Here is a 21,473-nt window from a genome sequence, read left to right on the forward strand (position 1 = left end):
CGGTCAGTCCGTCGCGTGTGACGCCGTCGCGGTGGCGGTGTCCGCGGCGGTCAGTCCGAACACCAGGGCCGAGGCGATGCCACCGGCGTAGGCGCGGTGCCACAGGCCACCGGTGTCCGACCCGGCCGCGAGGAGTCCGGGGAGCGGTTCGCCGTCCCCGCGCAGTACGCGGGCCCGGTCGTCGACGCGGACACCGTGAAACGGGAAGGTGATGGCCGGTACCGTCTCGATCACGTAGTACGGCGGCTCGTCGAGCGGGAGGCGGTCCAGCCGCCGGCCGGGCACCGGCTCCAGCCCCGCCGCGGCGTGTTCGTTGAACAGCTTGACCGCGTCGCGCACGGCACCGCCCTGGTACCCCCATTCCTCGGGGAGGTAGGCCAGTTCGTCGAGGTCTTCGGCGAGTCCCACACGGCCGCCCCGCTTACCGGCCAGTGCGAACTTGTCCACGGCGACCGCGCCCTCGACATACGAGCCGACGACCCAGTCACGGAACACCCGGGCGTCAGCGATGAGAAGACCCCGGCTCTCGGGCTGCTCCAGCAATGCCATGGCCGTGAGGTGGTCGCCCAGCGTCTCGTCCACGAACCGGTCGCTGTCCACGTTGAACAGAAGGGCGTGCTCGCTGTAGTAGAGCGACAGGTCGACGAAGTCCGCCGGGTCGGCGAAGGAGATGCCACTGGGGATGAGATGGCCGTAGAAGCCCGCGTCATCGTGGCCGGTGGCGGCACCGACCTGGGTGGCCAGACGGTAACCACCGCCACGGCTGAAGGAGTTGGAGCGGAGCTGCATGCCTCCGGCACGGGGGTGCACCTGCGCGGCGCGGAGTTCCTGATCGCCCTGAAACCCGCCGGTCGCGATGAGTGTGGACCCGGCACGCACGCGCAGGTGCGTGCCATCGGCCAACCTCAGCTCCGCTCCCGCCACGCCCCCGTCCTCGACCACCAGCCTTTCGGCGCACGTTTCCAACAGCAACGCGCCACCGCCTCGGCGGATGGCTTGTCGACAGGTGGCGACGTACTGATGGGTGTCGAACTGGTGCCCGCGACCGAAGCTGAGGACGCGCTGCGCGTCCTTGATGTCCACGCCGAGGGAACGGATCCATGAGATGCCCTCGGGGAACCGATCCACGAGGGCGCGCTTGAGCGCGGTGTCCCCATACGGATTGTGCTGGTCCATGATGTCGTGGCTCGGCGCGGTCCATGCGTAACCCGCGAAGAGCGTGGAACCGCCGACGTCCGTACCGATCTCCACGACCGTGACGGACAGACCGTTGCGAACCGCGCGGGCACCGGCGGTCAACCCCGCCATACCCGCACCGATGATGAGCAGATCGACTTCTTCCGCGCGCACGCGACTCCCCTTCGGTCCTGCCTTCGGTCCTGGGACGACCCTCCCAGCAAAACCGAATCCAGTTCAAAGGGCAAGCGCTGGACCCGGATCAGCCAGCCAGAACCGATGTCACCACGACCGAAGTGGATTCTCTTGATGTGGGTTTCAGCGATAGTCGAAGACGGGGCGCTACGGGCGCGTGGGCGCTCAGCGCTCCTGCAGTGCGGCCAGCGCGTGAACGGTCGCGGCGGTGTCCGGGTACAGCCGCCGGTAGAGGGCGTACAGCTCGTCATAGCGCCCGGTGTGTTCGGCGCGGGGCGTCACCGTCTCGCGCACCGGGTTCCAGTCGTCGATGGAGGCGTCCCCGACCAGCTGGGCGGCCAGCAGCGCGTCGCCGTAGCCCGCGCCGATGGTGATGGCGCGCAACTCCTGTGGGCGGCCGGTGATGTCGGAGACGATCTGTGTCCACAGCGAGCCCTGGGTGCCGCCACCGACGGCGACCACACGGCGGATGTCGCCGCCGACCGCCTCGATGACCTCGATGTTCTGGCGGATGGCGAACCCGGTGGCTTCGAGTGCGGCCCGGTAGAGGTCGCCGCGGGTGTGGGACAGGGTCAGCCCGGCGATCACTCCGCGGGCGTCGGGGTCCATGATCGGGGTTCGTTCGCCGGAGAAGTACGGGAGCATCAGCAGGCCGTTGGCGCCGACGCCCGACTCGGCGGCCAGCGCGGTGAGTTCGGCGTGGTCGCCGTCGGCGAAAAGGTCCTTCAGCCAGTTGGCGACCGCGCCGGAGGTGGCCATGCCACCGGCCAGATTCCGGGTCCCGGGCAGCGCGCCGACCGTGCCCCACAGGGACGGACTGGTCAGCGGCTCGGGCACGGTGTGAATGAGGAACATGGTGGTGCCGTACATCAGCATCAGATCACCGATGTTCTGCGCACCCACGCTCAGGGCCTCGGCCCAGGCGTCGATGGTGCCGGTGGTGACGGGGATTCCGGCGGGCAGACCGGTCGCCGTGGCGGCCTCGGGAGTGAGGGCTCCGGCCGCCTCGCCGGGCCAGCGCAGCGGCGGCAGCTCGATCCCGGGGGCGACCTCGGCGGCCCAGGGGGCGTACCACTCGCAGGCGAGCGTGTCGTACAGCGGAGTGCACTGGCTGGCCGAGTGGTGGTCCAGGATGTAGTTTCCGGTGAGCTTACGTACCAGCCAGGAGCTCGGCATGTACAGGCGCTTGGCCCGCGCGTAGAGCTCGGGCTCCTCCTCGGCGATCCACGCGATCTTCGGCCCGGCGGCCTGGGTGGTCAGGGCGGAGCCACCGCGGCGGATGATCTCGTCGGCGCCGAGCCGCGCCTCGATGCGCTGGATCTGGTGCACCGAGCGGGTGTCCACACCGTAGAGCACGGCAGGGCGCAGCGGGGCGTCGTGCTCATCGGTCAGCAGGACACAGGGGCCCATGCCGCTGACCCCGATGGCGACCACGGTGGTGTCCGCCGCGGCGGTCAGCTCGCGGGCGAGCTCGGTGAACTCCCGCCACCAGAGGGAGGCGTCCATCTCGAAGTGGCCGGGGCCCGGCCTTGCGGGGGTGTGCTCCCGGGTGGCCGAGCGGATCAGTGCGCCATCGAGACCGACGAGGACGCCCTTGGTGCTCGAGGTGCCGATATCCACTCCGATGACTGCGTTGCGAGGCGTGCAAACACCGGCGGCTCGCGCCACGTCATGGATCGTCACCAACTGTGTCCGCATCCTTTCACCGTGTACGGTCGCTCTTCAGGCTACCCTCCCGGTGAATAGGATTTCGCGCTGGTGTTGAGGGGGGTAGGGGGCAAGGCGGGCGTGGATCCGTACCGGTGTCAGTCCTGCGTATGGGAGGTGTCCCGGCGGGAGGCGGCCCTGCGGGAAGTGGTCCCGGGCCATGACGGCGGCGTATCGACGATATGGCCGAGCAGATGCAGTGGCGCGGCGCCGACCCCGGCCGCCTCGACCGCGTCCCAGTAGGCGTGCGCATGGGAGGCGTCGACCAGCCCGTGGACCAGCGGCAGCCCGGACACGGCGGTGTGCAGCAGGGATTCGAGTCGGCAGGAGGCGACCGTGCCCGGCAGCCAGGACCGTTCCGCGTAGCCGGAGGCGGCGGCCGGTGGCAGGTCGTCGGCGATGTGCCGCTCGGTGTCGCCGACCGCGAGCAGTCCGCCCCCGACGGTCAGCACATCACACTGCTCCCGCATCCGGGCGAGGGCGCGTGCGGTGTCGAAGCAGTGCGGGAAGGAGTCGTCGACCACGACGGTGCCGGGGCGCAGCCGGTCGATGTCGAGAACGGCGGTGCCACCGCTGACGGCGGTGACGATCAAGTCAGCCTCGTACACCGCGGCGGGGAGGCCCGGAGCGGACTCGGCCGTCGCCACCGACCCGGCCAGCCCGTTCCCGCGCAGCTCCGCGGCGAGCGCCCGCAGGCGGGGCGCGCTACCCGCCACATCGCACAACAGCAGGTGAGCGGGCGGGCGCGGGGCGCGGGTGAGCAGCAGGTTGAGGGAAGACGTGCCGATCGAGCCGAGTCCGACCATGGCGATGGTCAGGTCGCCCAGGTCGCGTCCGGTCGTGGCAAGCGCGGCCTGGACGGTCTTGACCACGGACACCGCTGTGGCGGCGTGGCCAGTGGTGATCGTCGCCGCCCCGTCGGTGGCGCGTACCACCTCGAATCCGTAGCCGGTCAACGCGGGGATCATGCCCGCCAGGGAGACACAGCGGGCGCCGAGGGATGCGGCGTGGCCGACAGCGCGGGCGGTGTGGCCGGTGAGCCCGCTTCCCACGGCCAGTTCATCCGCGAACAGCGGCAGTGCGACGAACGCGGAGCGGCCCAATGGTGTCCCGATCTCCTCCAGGAGGCGGGGACCGCCGTCCGGGAAGAGCAGTTGCCGCATGTGTTCGCGGGGCAGGTCCGCTGCCGGGATCCCGGCGAGTGCCGCGAGGTGGCCGGGGGCGGGGAGATAGCCGATGAGCGCGGCGTCCGTGCGGGATGTGCGTGGGGCGGGGGCCAGGGCAGGGCGCGGACGTGGCGTGGCCGCCTGGGTGAGCTCGTCCCGCAGGAGGCGGGTCAACGCGGCGAAGGCGGGCTCGTCGAGAGCAGCGGCCGAGGCCCTCAGGGTGACCCGCAGCCCGTCCCCGACCGGCCGAACGGCCAGGAACACATCGGTTCCCACCGGCGGCGGGGCGAGTTCCGTGTCGTGATGGTCCCAGTCGAGGGTGAGCGTCGCGCCGGTGGGTGAGCCGAGGGCGGAGAAGTCCAGATAGCTGAAGAGGAATTGGGTGGCTCTCGGCAGACCGAGGGGAGTGAGCGGGGCGATCGCGGTGGGCGAGCTGCCGGAAGGCTCACCGCCGGTGGCAGGACTGAAGCCGCCGCCGGTGCCGGGGACGGTGTCGCCACCGGTGCCGTACGGCCGTGCCGCACCGGCCTTCTCGCTGATCCGGAGCAGGTCGGAGGACGTACCGCCGGTGCCACCATTCGTGCCACCGCCGCTGTCGTCGCCAGCGCCGTACATCCGTGCGGCCACGGCCTCCTCGGTGATCCGGAGCAGGTCCTCCCGGAAGGAGTGGAACGACCGGCCGGACGTGGCTCCGGCACCCGCCTCCGCCACGGCGGGGCGCAGCGGTACGGCGGCTGCCAGGGGGCCGAACAGTCGGCTGATGTCGGGGAGTTGGTGGTCGCGTCCGGTGACCGCCAGGCCGAGGACGAGGTCCCGCCGGCCGGTGAGGTCCGCCAGAGCTCGGTAGTAGGCGGTCAGGACGGGGGCGTACGGCGTGGCACGGACGGTGGTGGCGAGGTGGCGCAGCCCGGCCGTCAGCTCGGCATCGAGTGTGAACCCCGCCGACCTGAACCCCGCCGACCTGGACTCCGCCGAGCCGACCCCGGTGGCCCCGGCGCCCGCGTTCCCGCCACTCCGCGCGCCCGAGCGGCGCAGGTCGGGCCGCTGGTACGGGGCGGCGTGGCGGGCCTGCCAGGCGATGGCAGCCGGGTCCGGGCCAGGGCCCGTATCCGGCTGCTGGAACAGGTTGACGTAATCGCGGAAAGTGCTGCGCAGCGGTGGCAGCCCGATCGGCTCGCCACGGCTGAGCCGGTCGTGGACGGTGATCAGTTCCCGGCCGAACAGGGCCGCGCTGTAGCCGTCACCGATGAGGTGGTGAGCGTGTACGACAAGCGTGTGCTCGTCGGGGCCGGTGGTCAGCACGCGCAGACGCAGCAGTGGCCACGCCCACGGTTCGAACCGACGACGGCGCTCGTCGGTGACGCGCTCCTCGACCAGGTCCGGCGATGCCAGCGTCTCGAAGTCGACCGGGAACCGCAGCGCGGGCGGCAGTTCCTGCTGCACCGGCGGGCGGGCACCTGCGGGGAAGACGGTGCGCAGCATGGGGTGGCGGACGACAAGGGCATCGACCGCGCGCTGAAAGAGATCGGCCCGCAGCGCACCGCGCAGACGCAATCGAGCCAGCCACGCGGACCCGGAGCCCGGCGCGATGGCCTCGGCGACCAGAAACCCGCGCTGGGTGGGGGTGAGGGGGTACGGCGTAAGGTCCGCACAGTCCGCACAGTCCGCACCGGCGAGGGCGGACATGTCACCGCTTCCCGGAGCGGGCGGGTTTCCCGGAGCGGGCGGAAGGGGCTGGGCGGGCTGGGTTGCCAGGTCGGTGGTGGCCGTATCCACGGCCGTGGCAAGGGCGGTGAGTGTGCTGTGCTCGTAGATGACCGTCGGCCTCGGCAGGGCGCCCCCTGGCCGTTCCCCCTCGTACGCCTTCTCCAGTCGCGCGAACACCTCCAGGACCAGGATGGAGTCGCCGCCGAGTGCGAAGAAGTCGTCCTCGCGGCCGACCTCCGCGACACCCAGTACCTCGGACCAGATACGGGCCAAGGTGCGCTCGGTCGGTGTGGCCGCCGGGGTGCCATGGGGTTGCGGCGAGGTCGTACCCGTTGCCGCTTCCGTGTCCGCGTCACCTGCCGTCGCGTCGAGTCGACGGCGGTCGACCTTGCCCGTGCTCGTGAGTGGCAGCGCGTCCAGGAATCGGAATCGGCTCGGGAGCATGTAGTCCGGGAGGGTGCCGCGCAGATGGGCGCGTAGCTGTGCCGGATCGGGTTCGGGGCCGCTCGGTAGGGGTTCCACGAAGGCGGTCAGTCGGCCGTGGTGGTGCAGTACGGCAGCCTGGGCGACCCGGGGATGGGTCTGCAGCACCGCCTCGATCTCCCCCGGTTCGACCCGGTGGCCCCGGATCTTCACCTGGTCGTCGAGGCGGCCGAGGAACTCCAGTACGCCGTCGGGGCGTTGGCGGACGCGGTCGCCGCTGCGGTACCAGCGTGTGCCGTCGCGCTCGGTGAACGCCGCCGCCGTGAGCGCGGGATCGCCGAGGTATCCCGGAGTCAGCCCCGTTCCGCCAATGAGGAGTTCACCGGGCTCGTCGGCAGTGCGGTGGCGCCCGTCCTCGGCCACCACCGCGACCTCGGCGCCGGAGATGGGGCGGCCGATCGGCAGTCGGCGCACCTCATCGCCGGGGCGGGTCTCGATGAGGTGGCAGGTGGCGTTGATGGTGGCCTCCGTCGGCCCGTACAGGTTGGCGATGCGCTGGCCGGGCCCGAACAGGTCGTACCAGCGGCGGACATGCGCGGCGGGCAGCGCCTCCCCGCCGACGTGGATCCAGCGCAGCGCCGACAGGTCGGGGCGGGGCGCGCCGCGCCGCACCCGGGTCTCGGCGGCGGTCAGCAGCCGCTCCCACAGTGTGGGCACCGAGCTCCACACGGTGATCCGGTCCCGTACGACCCGGTCCAGCAGCGCCTCGGGGTCGCGGACTAGATGCCGCGACAGGGTGTGAACGGTGGCTCCGACCAGCAGTGGTGCCAGCAGTTGGCGTACGGACGCGTCGAAGCACACGGAGGCGGTCTGGGCCAGCCGGTCGCCCGCGCGGTAGCCGAAGGTGTCCACGGCCCAGTCCAGGTAGTTCATCATCGCCCGGTGGGTGATCGGTACCGCCTTGGGGCGGCCGGTGGACCCTGAGGTGAAGATGACGTAGGCGACGGCGTCGGGGGCAGCGGGGACGGGGGTTGCGGGGCAGACCGGTGTTGGTGAAGTGTCGTCGATGGCCACCGTCGTCACGGCCCCGAGTGTGTCGGCCGCCGGTCGGGTGGCCTCGTGGCACACCACGTGCCGGGCCGTCGACCGGTGGAGTTGGTCGGCCAGGCGCGCGGCGGGGTGGGTGGCGTCCAGCGGCACCCACCCCGCCCCTGCCCGCAGGATGCCGACGACACCGACGACGGTGTCGGCACCCGGCTCGGTCAGCAGGCCGACCAGATCCCCGGGGGCGACGCCTTGGGCGCGCAGCCGGTGGGCGAGTGCGGCGGAGGCCCGGTCGAGTGCGCCGTAGGTCATGGTGGCGTCGCCGGTCGCGACCGCGATCTGGTCGGCGGCCGCCCGGAATCGTGCTGAGAGCCGCTGAACGATCCCGCGACCGGCTGCGGGCAGCGGGATCGGTGACGGCGTCGGTTCCGGTGTCGGTGACGGCGTCCGTTCCGGTATCGGTGACGGCCTCAGTGCCGGTGTCGGTGCCCGCGTCAGTGCCGGTGTCGGAACATCCCTTCGGGCGGGCGTGACGAGTTCGGCCAGCTCCGCCAATTCGGCGAGGTGTTCGCGTGCCAGTCGCTCCACGGTGGTCCGGTTGAACAGCCGGGCCGGGAAGTTCCAGGAGAAGTGCAGGGCTCGTTCGCTCTCCCAGCACAGCAGTCCCAGGCGCGTGGCGGCGGATGCGGTGCGCGCCGCGGCCGGGCGTACCTCGACCGGGCAGTCGGGGTCGGTCGTGGCGGGGAAGCGGGCGAAGCTGAACCCTGCCGGGGAGGCGGTACGCGGCCGGGACCCGGTGGTGGGCAGCAGCCGGGCGATATCCACGCCGGTGAGCCGGGCGTGCCGCTCCGCGTCCAGCCAGATCGCGCGCAACCGCTGTGCCAGGGCGGGCACGGGCTCGTCCGGGTCGACGGTGGCCGCCAGCGGCAGAGTGTCGGCGAGCGGGCCGACCAGCCGGTCGACACCGGCCAGCCGGAGTTCGCGACGGGCGCGTGCCACGTTGACCACGATGCCGCGCTGCCCGCTCCACCGCGCCAGACAGCGCACGTACCCGGCCAGCAGCAGATGGAAGAGCGAAACGCCGTGGGCGGCGGCGCACTTGCGCAGCGCGGCGGTGCGGTCGGGGTCGGTGGCCACCTGGTGTGCGGTGAGCGGCGCGGCGGGCGGCGCCTCCGGGTCGCCGTCCCAGGGCAGGTCAAGGGGCACGGGGTGAATGTGAGCGTGGGCCGCGAGCGTGTCACGCCAGTACCGCCGGTCCTCGGCGAACTCCGGCGAGGACCGTTCCGCCTCGACGGCGGCGGCGTAGTCGGCGAAGCCCGCTTCCAGCGGTGGCGGCTCGGGTGAACGGCCGTGCGCGAGGGCGGTGTAGACCGACCACAACTCCTCGCCGAGGACGTTGAGGCTGAATCCGTCCGCGGCGGCGTGGTGCAGTACGAGCAGAAGGTGGGCGAGGTCGGCGCGCTCGCGCACCAGCACCGCGCGTACGGGTGCCTCGGTGGCCAGGTCGAAGGGGCGATTGCACAGCGCCTCCTCCAGGTCGGCCAGGGGGCCGTCGGCGTGGCGGATCTCGTACCAGAAGGGCATGGTGTGCGGTTCGGGCGCCGCCACGTTTTGGGCGGGCGCCGTGCCGTCGGTCTCGATCCTGATGCGCAGCATCGGGTGGCGCTCGGCGAGCAGCACGAGCGCCCGGCCGAGCAGACCGGCGTCCAGGGGGCCGCTGATGGTCTGGCGCACGTACGCGTACGCGGCGACCTCGGGGTGCAGCTTGCCGCCGGTGTGGAAGGCCAGTTGGACGGGTGTGAGGAGGAGCGGGGCTCCGTTGTCGAACGCGATCGCGCCGTCGTTGTCGGCAGGGTGCGGCGTGGGCGCGGGCCGCTGCGCCGCCACCTGGCCGGTCGACAGATGGGCGGCCAGCTCGCCGATCGTCCGGTACTCGAAGAAGAGCGTGGGCGGCAGGGCCCGGCCCAGCTCCGACTCCAGCCTCCTGACGAGGTCCACGGCGGAGAGCGAGTCCAGCCCCATGGTCAGGAACTGCTCGTCGTCGGCGATCTCGGCGGGTGGGCGATGCAGAGCCTCGGCAAGGAGGCGGCGCAGAACGCCCGCGATGTGGGCAGGGGTGGGGTCGGCCGGGCCGGTCGCGGTGGTCCCCTGTGCGCCGGTGGCCCCGGCGGAACTTCCGCACGTGTCCGTGGCAGAAGCCGCCGGCTCGGACCCGATGGCGACCGACGCAGCAGTCCCCCATTGGGCGGCGGCCGACACCGCGGAGCCGGGCCGGACAGTGTCCGACCCGGCCGTCAGCTCGGCCACTACCAGCTGCGCCGCGTCGATGCCGCATGCCGCGTGCAGTGCGGCCAGGCCCGCGCCCGGGGTCAGTGGCGCTACGCCACGGGCCGTGGCGGTGCCGGTGGCCGTGGCGGTGGCGGTGCCGGTGCCGGTGGCCGTGGCGGTGGCAGTGGCGGTGGCGGTTCGCGACGGGGCTCCGGCGGCCAGGCCGGTTTCGGCGAACGCGGCGAGGTTGAGCGACTGCCACGGGCGGCCCGCCGCACGTTCGGAGGCGGCGAACGCGTCGAGGAAGGCGTTGGCCGCGGCGTAGTCGCCGAGCGCACCGGCCAGGCCGGGCAGTACCGAGGTGACCGAGGAGAAGGCCACGCAGACCGCCGGGCGGTGGCCGTGGCGCCACAGGGCCCGGGACAACAGGTGGCTGCCGCGCACCTTGGCGGCCATCACCTCGGCCATCTCCTCCGGCGACTTGGTCCGCAGCGTGCCAGTGCGCACCACTCCGGCGGCGTGGAACACTCCGTCCAGCGGCGGCAGATCCACGACCAAGGCCTCGACATCCGCCTCGACGGACACATCCGCCACTCGGTACTCCGTCGTGGCGCCGAGCGCGTCGAGTTCGGCCATCAGGCTGCCCGGCGGACGGGCCGACCGGCCGGCGAGGACCAGGGTCGGCCGACCACGCCCGGCCAGGTCGCGTGCGAGGGCGGCGCCGATCCCGCCCGTACCGCCGGTGATGAGGTAGCTGCCGTCGGGTGGCAGCGGCGAGGACGAGGGCGGCCCGTCGGCCGCCATCGCCACGGGGGTACGGACCAGGCGGCGCCCCGCCCGCCACGCCACCGCACCCCCGCCCGGCGCGTTCTGCCCGAGCACCTCCCGCTCCAGGGCGTCGAGCCGGGCGTCCAGGGAGTCGTACGAGGACAGGTCGACGCCGTACGCGGTGAGGCCCGGGAACTCCTCGGGGAGCGCCAGCGCCAGGCCGGTGAGCAACGCCTGGGCGGGGCGCGGCCGTTCGGTGGTGGCGCCGGTGGCGTGCACGTCCTCGGTGACCGTCAGCAGTCGGCCACCGCCCTGGCTCAGCGATGGGAGCAGGCCCCGGAGCGTGGTCAGTACGGTGTGCGTCGCGGCGTCGAGGTCCGTCACGGTCGGGCACTCGGCCGCCGGTCCGGCGAGCCAGAGGGTGAGTTGAGCGGGCGGCTCGGCGCGGGAGACGTCACCGTCCCGGCGGACCGTGACACCCCGCCACTCCAGGCGGTGGGCCAGCGCACGGGCCAGTTCCGAGTCCGGCCCGGCCAGCCGAACGGTGTCCGGTGTATCCGGTGCGTCCGGTGTGCCCTCATCGGGGGTGGGAGGCGTCTCGCGCCAGGTGAGTCGGTGCAGCGGCGCTGACGCTGCGGGGTCGGGGTTGTGCTCGTGTCGGTTTTCGGGCCGGCGCCCGGGCCTGTGCTCCTGTCGGTGCTCGGGCCAGTGGCGGCGGCGCTGGAACGGGTACGTCGGCGCGGGCACACGCGCCCGTCCCTCGCCCAGTGCCGCGTGGTCCAGGTCCACCCCGCGCGTCCACAGTCGTCCCAAGGCGGTCAGCAGAGCCTGTCCGCCGTCGACACCGCCGTCGACACCGGTGTCGGCTCCGGTGCCCGGGGCCGCCAGCGCGAACACCTCGGGCGACGGGTCGCGTTCGGCCGCCACGGCGCGGACCGGCCCCAGCAGGGTGGCGCCGGGCCCGAGCTCAACAAACGTGTCGTACCCGCCGTCCAGCAGCCGCTCGACGGCGGCGCCGAAGCGCACCGGCCGCAGGGCGTGTTCGCGCCAGTGGGCCGGGTCCAGGGGCGGCTGCCACTCGGCGGTCAGCGTGCTGAGCAGGGGGATCGAGGGCGGGCGAGGGGTCAGTTCGGTGGCCTCGGCGGTGAGCGGATCGGCCACCGGGCGCATCGTCGGGGAGTGGAAGCCGTGGGATACGGGGAGTTCGCGGACCGTGATCCCGTCGGCGGCCAGCCGCCCGACGGCCCGGGCGACGGCATCCGGCGCTCCGGCGATCACCACCTGCCCGGGGGCGTTGACCGCGGCCACGCACAGCGCGCCGGCCGACTCGGCCACCACCCCGGCGACGGCGTCCTCGCTGCCGCGTACGGCGGCCATGGCGCCCGGTGCGGCCAGTTCGCGCATCAGCCGCCCCCGTTCGGCGGCGAACCGCACCGCCTCGGCCAGGGTCAGCGACCCGGCGATGCAGGCTGCGGTGATCTCGCCGACGCTGTGCCCGGTGACGGCATCAGGGGTCACGCCCCAGGCGCGCAGCTGTCGGGCGAGCGCGACACCGAATGCCACGAGCAGCGGCTGGGAGACCTCGGTGTGGGCCAGGTCGGCGGGCGAGGCGTCGGGGTCCAGGCACCACTGGGCCAGGGTGCGTCCGCGCACCTCGCCGACGAGTACGGACGCCTCCTCCATCGCACGGCGGAACTCCGGTGCGGTGCGGTACAGGGCGCGGCCGAGCCCCGGCCGCGCGGTGCCCTGGCCGGGCAGCAGGAACGCCAGCCGGGGCCGGGAGCGGGCCACGGCGGGAGTGGGGTGGGTTTCGAGACGTTCGGCGAGGTCGCCACGGGACACCATCGCGAGGCGGTGGGGGCCGTGGTCGCGGGCGGTGTTGACGGTGGCGCACACGTCGCCCTCGTCGAGCTCCGGGTGAGCTCGTAGATGTGCCGCGAGGTCCCGGGCCGCGGCCGCCAAGGCGTCGGCGCCGCGCGCCGACAGGGTCAGCAAATGCGGACTGCCTTCGGCCTGTGAGCCGACCTGGTCCGCTGGACCGACCTCCGGGCCATGGCTCGGACCGACCTCCGGGCCATGGCTCGGACCGACCTCCGGGCCGTGGCTCGGACCGACCTCGACGCCCAAGCCACCATCGCCCGCGGCGTCCGCCTCACCCCACCCGTCAGTGACCGGCCGCCCCCGGCGACGCGGCGGGCGAGAAGGTGCTTCCTCGAGGATGGCGTGCGCGTTGGTGCCGCCGAAGCCGAAGGCGTTGATCCCGGCCACCAGCGGGCCGGGGGCCATCCATGCGCGGTGCTCGGTGACCACCTCGAAACCGGCCGTGCCATCGTCGGGGAGAGCGGTGGCGGGTGGATCGTGGTGCAGCGAGGCGGGCAGCCGGCGATGGCTGAGGGCCAGGACCACCTTGACCAGGCTCGGCATGGCGGCGGCGTTGAGCAGGTGGCCGAGGTTGGTCTTCACCGAGCCCAGCAGTCGGGGGCGGCCGTCGGCGCGGGGCGGGAACGCCTGGTTCAGGGAGCGTAGTTCGACGGGGTCGCCGAGGGCGGTGCCGGTGCCGTGGGCCTCGACGTAGGACACGCTGTCGGGGTCGACGCCCGCGTCGCGGTACGCCTGGACGATGATCTCCCGCTGGGTGAGCGCGTTGGGGGCCAGCAGGCTCAGCGAACGCCCGTCGTTGTTCACCGCGGTGCCGCGCAGCAGGGCCAGGACCGGATCGTTCGCGCGGTGTGCGTCGTCCAGCCGGGCCAGGACGATCGCCGCGCCGCCCTCCCCGGGGACGAAGCCGTCGGCGGCGGCGCTGAAGGCGTGGCAGCGGCCGGTCGGCGAGAGCACGCCCGCCTGCTCCAGCAGCCGGTGGCCGGTCGGGGCCAGCGCGAGGTTGACTCCGCCCACCACGGCGAGGTCGCACTCCCCCGCCTGAAGGCTGCGGCGCGCCAGGTGCAGCGCGACCAGCGCCGACGAGCAGGCGGTGTCGACGGCGAGGGCCGGACCGGTCAGGTCCAGGCTCTGCGCCACGCGGGCGGCGACGAGGTTGGGGAGGTTGCCGACCAACGCGGCGGGAGGCAGCCCGCCGTCCGGGCCGGCGGCCCGGGACAGCAGTTCGCGGTAGCCGCTGTCCCCGGTCGCGGCGAACACACCGATGCGGCGGCCCGCCCGCCTGGACCCCGCGTAGCCCGCGCGCTCCAGGGCCTCGTGGGCCAGTTCGAGGAAGATCCGGGCCTGTGGGTCGGTAGCGGCCGCCGCTTCGTCGTCCATGCCGAAGTACGTGGCGTCGAAGCGGGACGGGTCGTCCAGGAAGGCGCCCCACCGGGCGGTGGCCTCCGGCCGGGGCGTCCAACGGGCGGCCGGTACGGGGCCGACGGCGTCGTGGCCGGCCACGAGCCGGTCCCAGAAGGCGTCCGGGGTGTCCGCGCCGGGGAAGCGGCAGGCCATGGAGACGACCGCGATCGTTCCCGGGCCGGGGTGGCTTACGGTGGCGCGGGGGCGGGCGGCCTCCGGCGGCCCGTCGCGCCGCGCCGCCACCACGTGTTCGGTCAGCGCGGCCACCGTGTCACGGTCGCGCAGCACCGCCGGTGGCACCGTGACGCCGAAGGCGTCCTCCACCTCGGCGAGCACCTCCATCGCCTTCAACGAGGAACCGCCCACGGCCAGAAACCGGTCATGCGGACCGATGGCGTGCTCGGACACGCCCAGCACCCGCGCCCATATGCCGGTGACGGCCCGCGCGACCTCCCGCCGCGAGTCCAACGCCCCGGTGACGGGCCGCCGGTCCAACGCCCCGGTGACGGCCCCGGCGGCCGCGGCCGAACCCCCGCGCCCCCACCGCTTCGCCACCTCGGCGTAGGCCCCGGCCTCATAGCGCTCGCGCATCGCACGTCGCCGCAGCTTGCCGCTTGTGGTTCGGGCGAACGCGCCCGGCGGCAGGGGCAGCACCCGTACGCCGTCGTGGGCGAGGGCCTGCCGGACCCGTGCCGCCACCTGGGCCAGTACGGTGGCCGCCGCGCTCGGCGGACTGGGCCAGCGTACGAACACCACCACCCGTTCCGTGCCGTCGGCCGGGTCGGTGGAGCCCACCGCCGCGGCCAGGGGTGGTGTCGGCAGGCCGGGGGTGGCCGCCGCCACTTCCTCCAGGTCCGGCGCGTGGAAGGTACGGCCGGACACGAAGAGCACGTCCTTGTGGCGGCCGGTGACGCACAGCCGGCCGTCGGCCAGGAAGCCCAGGTCGCCGGTGCGCAGCCAGCCACCCGCATACATGGCGGCGGTCGCCTCGGGGGCGTTGCGGTAGCCGCGCGCCACCTGGGGTCCGCGCACCTGGATATGGCCCACCCGCCGGTCGTCCAGCGGGCAGTCCGCGTCGTCCACGATGCGCACCTCGCACCCGGGCAACGGCAGCCCGACGTCCATCAGCTCCACGGCGTCCGGGCCCCGGGCGGTGTCCACCGCGTGGCCTCGGCCGAGGGCCGCCCGGTCCAGGACACGCTCCACCGCCACCTCGCCCAGGGGCGGGAAGGTGACCGCCAAGGTGGCCTCGGCCAGGCCGTAGACCGGCAGCGGTGCCCGCTCGTCGAGCCCGGACGTCCGCGCCTTCGCCACGAACCTCCGCCACACCGCCGGGGCGATCGGCTCGGCACCGACCAGGACCAATCGCACGGAGGTCAGATCGAGCCGGGCGAAGACCTCATCCGGGATCCGCCGTACGGCCAGGGCCAGGGCGAAGTTGGCGGCGGACAGGAGGGTCGCCCGGTGGCGGTCCGCCGTCTCCAGCCACAGCGCCGGACGCTTGGCGAACGACAACGGCTCCAGCCGCACCTGCTTGGCCCGCGCGGCGAGCGGGGCCAGATGGGTGCCGATGAGGCCCATGTCGTGGAAGTACGGCATCCAGCTCGCCACCACATCGTCAGGTGTGATGGCCGCGGCGAGGCGCATCTGCTCCAGGTTGGCCAGCACGGCGGAGTGCGTCAGCTCGACGCCCTTCGGGGCTCCGGTGCTGCCCGAGGAGAACTGGACGAAGGCCACATCGCCGGGCGTGGCCTCCGGCAACCGGGCGGGTGGGCGACCCTGCCGCAACTCGTCCAGTCGCAACGGCTCGACAGCATCGGGCAGTTCGCCCAGCAGCGTCTCCGTGGCCTCGTCCACCGCCACCGGCGGGTGGCCGAGCGATTCCCACACCGGCGCCACCCGCCGGACATCGGGCGCGAGCGGCACCGGGACGAGACCGGCCAGCAACGCACCCCAGAACAACACCTGGAAGTCATCGCCGCGGTCGGCGAGCAGCGGAACACAGGTGCCGGGCGCCACCCCGGCGGCGAGAAAGCCACCGGCGACGCACAGCGCCTCGTCCCGCAGCTCCGCGAAGGTGACGGTCCGCTCGCCACCGTCGCCTCGGACATGCACCAGCGCCTGGTCCGGGGCCGCGTCCGCCGCGCCCATCAAGACCTGCGGGAGCGTGGTCTCGCCATTCGGTCCGGTCATCAAGCTCCCCAACTCACTTGCCGTCCCCTAGAGGGAGGTGCGAACGGAGCGGCGGGTTCCAGCCGGACGGCAATCCCTCACCTCGGCGTTGGCCCAGCCCTCACCTCAGCGTTGACCCAGCCCTCACCTCAGCGTTCGCACCAGGCCGCTCAGCGTTCAGGCCCTTCGCTCCCGGCCACCGCCTCGGTGAGCCGGTCCACCACGGCCTGGTCGTGGGTCAGACCGTGGTCGACCCATTGCTGGGCGCTCTCGCGTCCCGTCGTCCCGTCCTGCCATAGGTGCCCGACCGGTCACGCACCCCGCGGCTCACCCGACTCGGCCTCCGCGAGACACCGCAACGGCTCGTCAAGGTCCATGGCCGGAGTCTCGCAGGTGGGTCCGACAGCCACCGGGCCGCCGGACCCACCGCGGGCGACCGGCGTCTCAGGCGAACACCGACAGCAGCAGGGCCATCACCAGGCCGAGCACACTGACCAGGGTCTGCACGGCGGTCTGGGTCTTGGTGGCCTGGGTGAGGTCCATTCCGAACGACTCCTTCACCAGCCAGAACCCCGCGTGGTTGACATAGTTGAGGCCGAGCGAACCGGCCCCGATCGCGACCACGAGCAGGGATGCCTCCAGGCCCCCGCCGTCGCCGATCAGCGGGGCCACGATGCCGGTGGCGGAGACGATGCCGACGGTGGCGGAGCCCGTGGTCAGCGACAGCAGCAGGGCGATGAGCCAGCCCAGCAGGATCACATTGATGTGGGCGCCTTCGGCGGCCGACGCGATGGCATCGCCGATGCCCGAGTCCTGAAGTACCTGCTTGAACGCCCCTCCCCCGCCGATGATGAGCAGGATGGCGGCGATGGACTTCAGGCTGTCGGTCAGGGAGGCACGGGTCTCCTCACCCGTACGGCCGGAGTGGCCGGAGCGGGCCGCGCGGGCGGAGCCGACCATCGTCACGCCGAGGGCGAAGACGAAACCGGCGAGCATCGCCACCAGCGGTTCTCCGGCGAACACGAGCGCGGCGCCCAGCCCGCTCGACTCGTCCAGCACGGTCTCGGCCAGGGTGCGCAGCAGCATCAGGACGACGGGCACCAGCACGGCCGCCACGGCCAGCCCGGTGGGCACACCGGTCCGGCGGGGCACCTCCACGCTCGCCTGCGAATCAGGCACATCACCAGGCGCGCCAGGCGCTCCGGCCCCCGTCGTGGCGACGGCCGTAGCGGGCTGACGCTCAGCCCCCGTGAACTGCGCCACCAGCTCGGCGTCCGGAGCCACATCGGGGAGCCGGGGCGCGATCCAGCGCGCGTAGACGGGCCCGGCCAGGATGACGGTCGGCACGGCGCACACGATGCCGACGCCGAGGGTGAGACCGAGGTCGGCGTGCAGGCCGGTCATCGCGGTCAGTGGGCCGGGGTGGGGCGGCAGCATGCCGTGCAGGGTGGACAGCGAGGCGATGGCGGGCACACCGAGGAGCACGTACGGGCTGCCCTTGGTGCCGCCTTGCTCCTCCATCCTGCGGGCGACGCTGAAGATCAACGGCAGCAGCACGATCAGGCCCACCTCGAAGAACATGGGCACACCGATGACGAACGCCGCCGCACCGACCAGCCAGGGCAGTCTGCGGGGCTCGGCGCGGGCGACGAGGGCGCGGGCGATGGCGTCGGTGGCGCCCGAGTCGGACAGCAGACGGCCGAGCATGGCGCCCAGGGCGAGGGTGACGCCCACGTCGCCGAGGGTGCCGCCGGCGCCCTCCTCGATGGATTCGGCGAGTTTCGCGGCGGGCTCCCCGGCCGCTATCCCCGTGCCCACGCTGACCAGGATCAGCGCGACGAACGGATGGACCCGCAGCCGGGAGTTGATGAGATAGATCAGTGCTGCGATCGCCACCGTGAGGATGAGCAGCAACCACCAGGTGTGTGCGGTCATGCGATGCCTTTCCAGGACATATGGGTTCGTACCAGGGCATGCGGGGGGTTCGTACGCCACCAGGGCATGGGTGGGCACGGGATGGGGGTGGTGTGGTTGTGGTTCAGCGGCGGGAAGGGCGTGCGGCGGCCGCCCCGGCGGAGTGTTCGCTCAGTCCAGTCCCAGGTGTCCGACCAGCTCCGCCACGTTCCTGTCCTGCCGGGCCAGATACGTGGCGAACGCGTCACCTGTGGCGAAGGCGTCGGTCCAGCCGTGGCGGGTGAGCTCGGCCTTCCACTGCCGCGAGGTGTGCAGCGCGGTCAGCACCTCGATCCAGCGTTCGCGGTCCGCGGAGCTGATGCCGGGCGGGGCGACGATCCCCCGCCAGTTGTCGAAGACCAGGTCGATCCCGGCCGCCTTCAGCGTCGGCACCCCGGGCAGCGCGGCCACGGGCCGTTCGCTGGTGACCGCGAGCACCCTGAGCTGCCCGGCCGCGATCTGGTCGAGGAACTCGCCGATGCCGCTGGTGGCGAAGTCGACCCGGCCGTCCAGCAGCGCGGGGAGGAGGTCGCCGCCACCGCCGTCGTAGGCGTCGTAACGCACCGTCTTCGGCTGGATGCCGACGGCGCGGGCCAGCGCCATGGGCAGCAGGTGGTCCGGGCCGCCCAGCGACGAGCCACCGCCGACCGTGACGTCTCCCGGGTGCTTCCGCCACTCGGCGACCAGGTCCGCGATGGTGCGGTAGGGCGAGTCCTCGCGGACCACCACCGCCTCGGGCTCCTCGATCAGGCGGGCGATCGGGGTGGTCCGCGCCACGGTCACCTTCGCGTGGGCGACATGCGACGCGCCCAGCACGCCGAGGCCCATCTGGAGGGCGAGCCGTCCGTTGCCCCGTTCGTCCACGATGCGCCGCAGACCGACGGTGCCACCGGCCCCGGGCAGGTTGAACACCTCCATGTCCGAGGTGGTCCCGGTCTCCTCCAGCACCCGGGCCACGGTCCGGGCCGTGGTGTCATAGCCGCCTCCGGGTGTGTTCGGCACCAGGATCCGCAGCCCGTCCTCCCCGGTGTCGCCGGTGCCCGGCCAGGTGCCACAGGCGCCGACGAGCAGGGACAGCACGGCGGCCAGGGCGCCGGACAGGACGCGGGTGCGGGTGCCGTTGCCGGTGCGGCGTCTCATGGCACCTCCCTTTCGCTTCCCATACGGCGGACGCCATGATTGTGCGGCCTGGTGGACAATGCGCCCAGGTTGTGTCAGCAGGAGAGATTGAGTTCATTGTGGTCGCCGCGTTCCGTCGCCAAACACTCGCGGGCGAGATGCTGCTCCTCCAGCTCGCCATCGTCGTGGTGGTGCTGATGGCGGTGGCGGCGGTCTCGCTCGCGCAGTCGGAGGCCACCTTCAACCGGGTGGAGGGCCGCCGGGTCGGTGCGCTCGCCGAGCAGCTGGCCGCCCAGCCGCTGGTGCGCAGCAGGCTGGTGGGCCCCTCGCCGGCGGAGGCGCTGGCCCCGCTGGTGTACTCGGCACGGGTGCAGTCGCGGGTGACGTCCGTCACAGTGGCCGACCGCCACGGGCGCGTCGTCAGCTCGACGAATCCCACCGTGCTCGGCGACCGGCTGCCCCTGGGCGAGGGGGTGGGCCGGGGCCGTGGCTGGTCGGGCACGCTGGACTGGGACGGCAGCCGGGAGCTGGTGGCGCAGGTGCCGGTGCTCGGCGCCACGGGGGACGACCTGGGGCGGCATCTGGGCACCGTGATGATCGGCGAGACCTCTCCCACGGTGTGGCAGCGGCTGAGCGGCGCGTCCTCGTACCTGCCCGTCTATCTCGGCGTGGCCAGCGCGCTCGGCGTCGTCGGCTCCTGGCTGCTCGCCCGGCGGGTCAAACGGCAGACGCTCGGCCTGGAGCCGCGCGAGATCACCGGGCTGGCCGAGCACCGCGAGGCGATGCTGTACGGCATCGCCGAGGGCGTCGTCGCCCTCGATCCGCAGCACCGGGTGACCCTCGTCAACGACATGGGCAGGCGGCTGCTGGACCTGCCCGAGGACTGTGTGGGCCGGAACCTGGCCGAGCTGGGCATCGAGGGACGGCTGCTGGACGTCCTGGCCGGGGCGCGGAAGGAACCGGCGGACCCGAAGGACGAGGTCGTGGTCCGGCACGGCCGGGTCCTGGTCATGAACCGCATGACGGTCGTCAAGGACGGACGGCCGCTGGGGTCCGTCACCACCCTGCGGGACCGCACCGAGCTGGCCAGGCTGGAGCGCGAGATCGGCTCCTTCCGGTCCACCTCCGAGCTGCTGCGTGCGCAGACCCATGAGTTCGCCAACCAGCTGCACACCATCTCCGGGCTGATCCAGATCGGTGAGCAGGAGGAGGTGGTGCGCTATATCCGGGCGCTGAACCAGCGCCGTCAGTCGCTCGACATGTCCATCGGCCGCCGGGTCCGGGACACCGCCATCGCCGCGCTGCTGATGGCGAAGGCGTCCCAGGCCGCCGAGCGGAAGGTGGCCCTGCGCCTCTCGGACCGCACCGCGCTGGACCGGCTGCCCCCCGAGGACGCCGCCGATGTGGCGACCGTGGTCGGCAACCTGGTCGACAACGCCATCGACGCCGCCACGTCCGAGCACGGCGGTGAGAACAAGGACCGCGGCGGGGCGGGCGACGAGCCGTGGGTGGAGGTCGAGCTGCGACAGGACCACACCAGTGTGGAGATCGTGGTGCGCGACTCCGGTCCCGGTGTGGCCCCCGGACTCGCCCAGGAGGTCTTCGCCCACGGCTTCACCACCAAGGCCGCCCGGGAGGGCGAGCGCGGCATCGGACTCGCGCTCACCCGGCTCGTCTGCGAGCGCCGCGGCGGCGAGATCGCGGTGACCAACACCAGTCAGGGCGCGATGTTCAGCGCCCGCATGTCCGTCAGCCACCCCGCCGACGCGGTGGCGGAAGGAGCGACCCGATGACCGAGTCGGCCGGCACGATCGATGTGCTCGTCGTGGACGACGACTTCATGGTGGCGCGCGTCCACCGCACCTTCGTGGAGCGGGTGGCGCCGTTCCGCGTCGTCGGCACCGCCCACACCGGCGAGCAGGCGATCGAGGCGGTCGACGCGTTCCGGCCCGACCTGGTGCTGCTCGACCTCTATCTGCCGGACCTCTTCGGCCTGGACGTCATCCCCCGGCTGCGCTCCGCCGGGCACGACTGCGACGTCATGGTGATCACCGCGGCCCGGGAGGCGGACGCGGTGCGCGGCGCGGTCCGTCAGGGTGTGGTCGACTACCTCCTCAAACCCTTCGACTACGAGGATCTCCAGCCCCGCCTGGAACGCTATGCGACCCAGCGCGGACGGCTGCTCACCACGGTCGTCCGCGGCCAGGCGGATGTGGACCGCGTTCTGGCCGGCGCGTTCGCGCCCCCGGCGGGCGCTGCCCTCCCGAAGGGCCTGAGCGTGGAGACCGCCCAGCTCGTCGAGCGCGCCCTCCGCGAGGCGGACGGCACCGTCTCCGCCGCCGAGGCGGCCACCGCCATCGGCATCTCCCGGGTCAGCGCCCGCCGCTATCTGGAGTACTTCCACGCCACCGGCCACGCCGATGTCTCCCTGCGCTACGGCACCGCCGGCCGCCCGGAGCGCCGCTACAGCCGGCGGGCGTAACGCCTCCGGCG

At 73.1% G+C, this 21,473-nt stretch carries 7 protein-coding genes; 2 read left to right on the forward strand and 5 right to left on the reverse strand.

The window, feature by feature from the left end; all coding sequences use genetic code 11:
* Window positions 1-3: 3 nt before the first annotated feature.
* The 5 genes from JK364_RS07570 to JK364_RS07590 all read right to left on the reverse strand — a co-directional run bounded on the left by JK364_RS07570 (window position 4) and on the right by JK364_RS07590 (window position 19,001).
* Window positions 4-1,350: an FAD-dependent oxidoreductase gene (locus tag JK364_RS07570; protein ID WP_201848634.1), complete on the reverse strand. Its 1,347-nt coding sequence runs from the start codon at window positions 1,348-1,350 to the stop codon at window positions 4-6.
* A 186-nt stretch (window positions 1,351-1,536) separates the two neighbouring features.
* On the reverse strand, window positions 1,537-3,069 hold the full coding sequence (locus tag JK364_RS07575; RefSeq protein WP_230991355.1) for an FGGY-family carbohydrate kinase: 1,533 nt from the start codon (window positions 3,067-3,069) through the stop codon (window positions 1,537-1,539).
* A gap of 107 nt (window positions 3,070-3,176) precedes the next feature.
* Window positions 3,177-15,929, reverse strand: coding sequence for a non-ribosomal peptide synthetase/type I polyketide synthase (locus JK364_RS07580; protein ID WP_230991356.1), 12,753 nt, complete (start codon window positions 15,927-15,929; stop codon window positions 3,177-3,179).
* 423 nt (window positions 15,930-16,352) lie between these two features.
* Window positions 16,353-17,843 (reverse strand): GntP family permease, encoded by a 1,491-nt coding sequence (locus JK364_RS07585; protein WP_201848636.1) that lies wholly within the window; start codon window positions 17,841-17,843, stop codon window positions 16,353-16,355.
* A gap of 150 nt (window positions 17,844-17,993) precedes the next feature.
* Window positions 17,994-19,001 carry a Bug family tripartite tricarboxylate transporter substrate binding protein gene (locus tag JK364_RS07590; protein WP_201848638.1) on the reverse strand — a complete coding sequence of 336 codons (1,008 nt, stop codon included), beginning with the start codon at window positions 18,999-19,001 and terminating at the stop codon, window positions 17,994-17,996.
* A gap of 98 nt (window positions 19,002-19,099) precedes the next feature.
* Here JK364_RS07590 and JK364_RS07595 point away from each other — a divergent pair, with 98 nt between their 5' ends.
* Both JK364_RS07595 and JK364_RS07600 read left to right on the forward strand, forming a co-directional pair.
* Complete coding sequence (locus JK364_RS07595; RefSeq protein WP_201848640.1) at window positions 19,100-20,773, forward strand: sensor histidine kinase; 1,674 nt, start codon at window positions 19,100-19,102, stop codon at window positions 20,771-20,773.
* Window positions 20,770-21,462, forward strand: coding sequence for a response regulator (locus JK364_RS07600; protein ID WP_201848642.1), 693 nt, complete (start codon window positions 20,770-20,772; stop codon window positions 21,460-21,462). The genes JK364_RS07595 and JK364_RS07600 overlap by 4 nt, the downstream gene beginning before the upstream one ends.
* The last annotated feature ends 11 nt before the right edge of the window (window positions 21,463-21,473 follow it).

Source organism: Streptomyces endocoffeicus (assembly GCF_016741935.1).
Classification (GTDB): domain Bacteria; phylum Actinomycetota; class Actinomycetes; order Streptomycetales; family Streptomycetaceae; genus Streptomyces; species Streptomyces endocoffeicus.

Bases quoted from the DNA above. Each gene is read 5' to 3' on its own strand.
- JK364_RS07575 (WP_230991355.1), bottom strand. From the start codon at position 3,069: ATGCGGACACAGTTGGTGACGATCCATGACGTGGCGCGAGCCGCCGGT.
- JK364_RS07590 (WP_201848638.1), bottom strand. From the start codon at position 19,001: ATGAGACGCCGCACCGGCAACGGCACCCGCACCCGCGTCCTGTCCGGC.
- JK364_RS07600 (WP_201848642.1), top strand. From the start codon at position 20,770: ATGACCGAGTCGGCCGGCACGATCGATGTGCTCGTCGTGGACGACGAC.
- JK364_RS07585 (WP_201848636.1), bottom strand. From the start codon at position 17,843: ATGACCGCACACACCTGGTGGTTGCTGCTCATCCTCACGGTGGCGATC.
- JK364_RS07580 (WP_230991356.1), bottom strand. From the start codon at position 15,929: ATGACCGGACCGAATGGCGAGACCACGCTCCCGCAGGTCTTGATGGGC.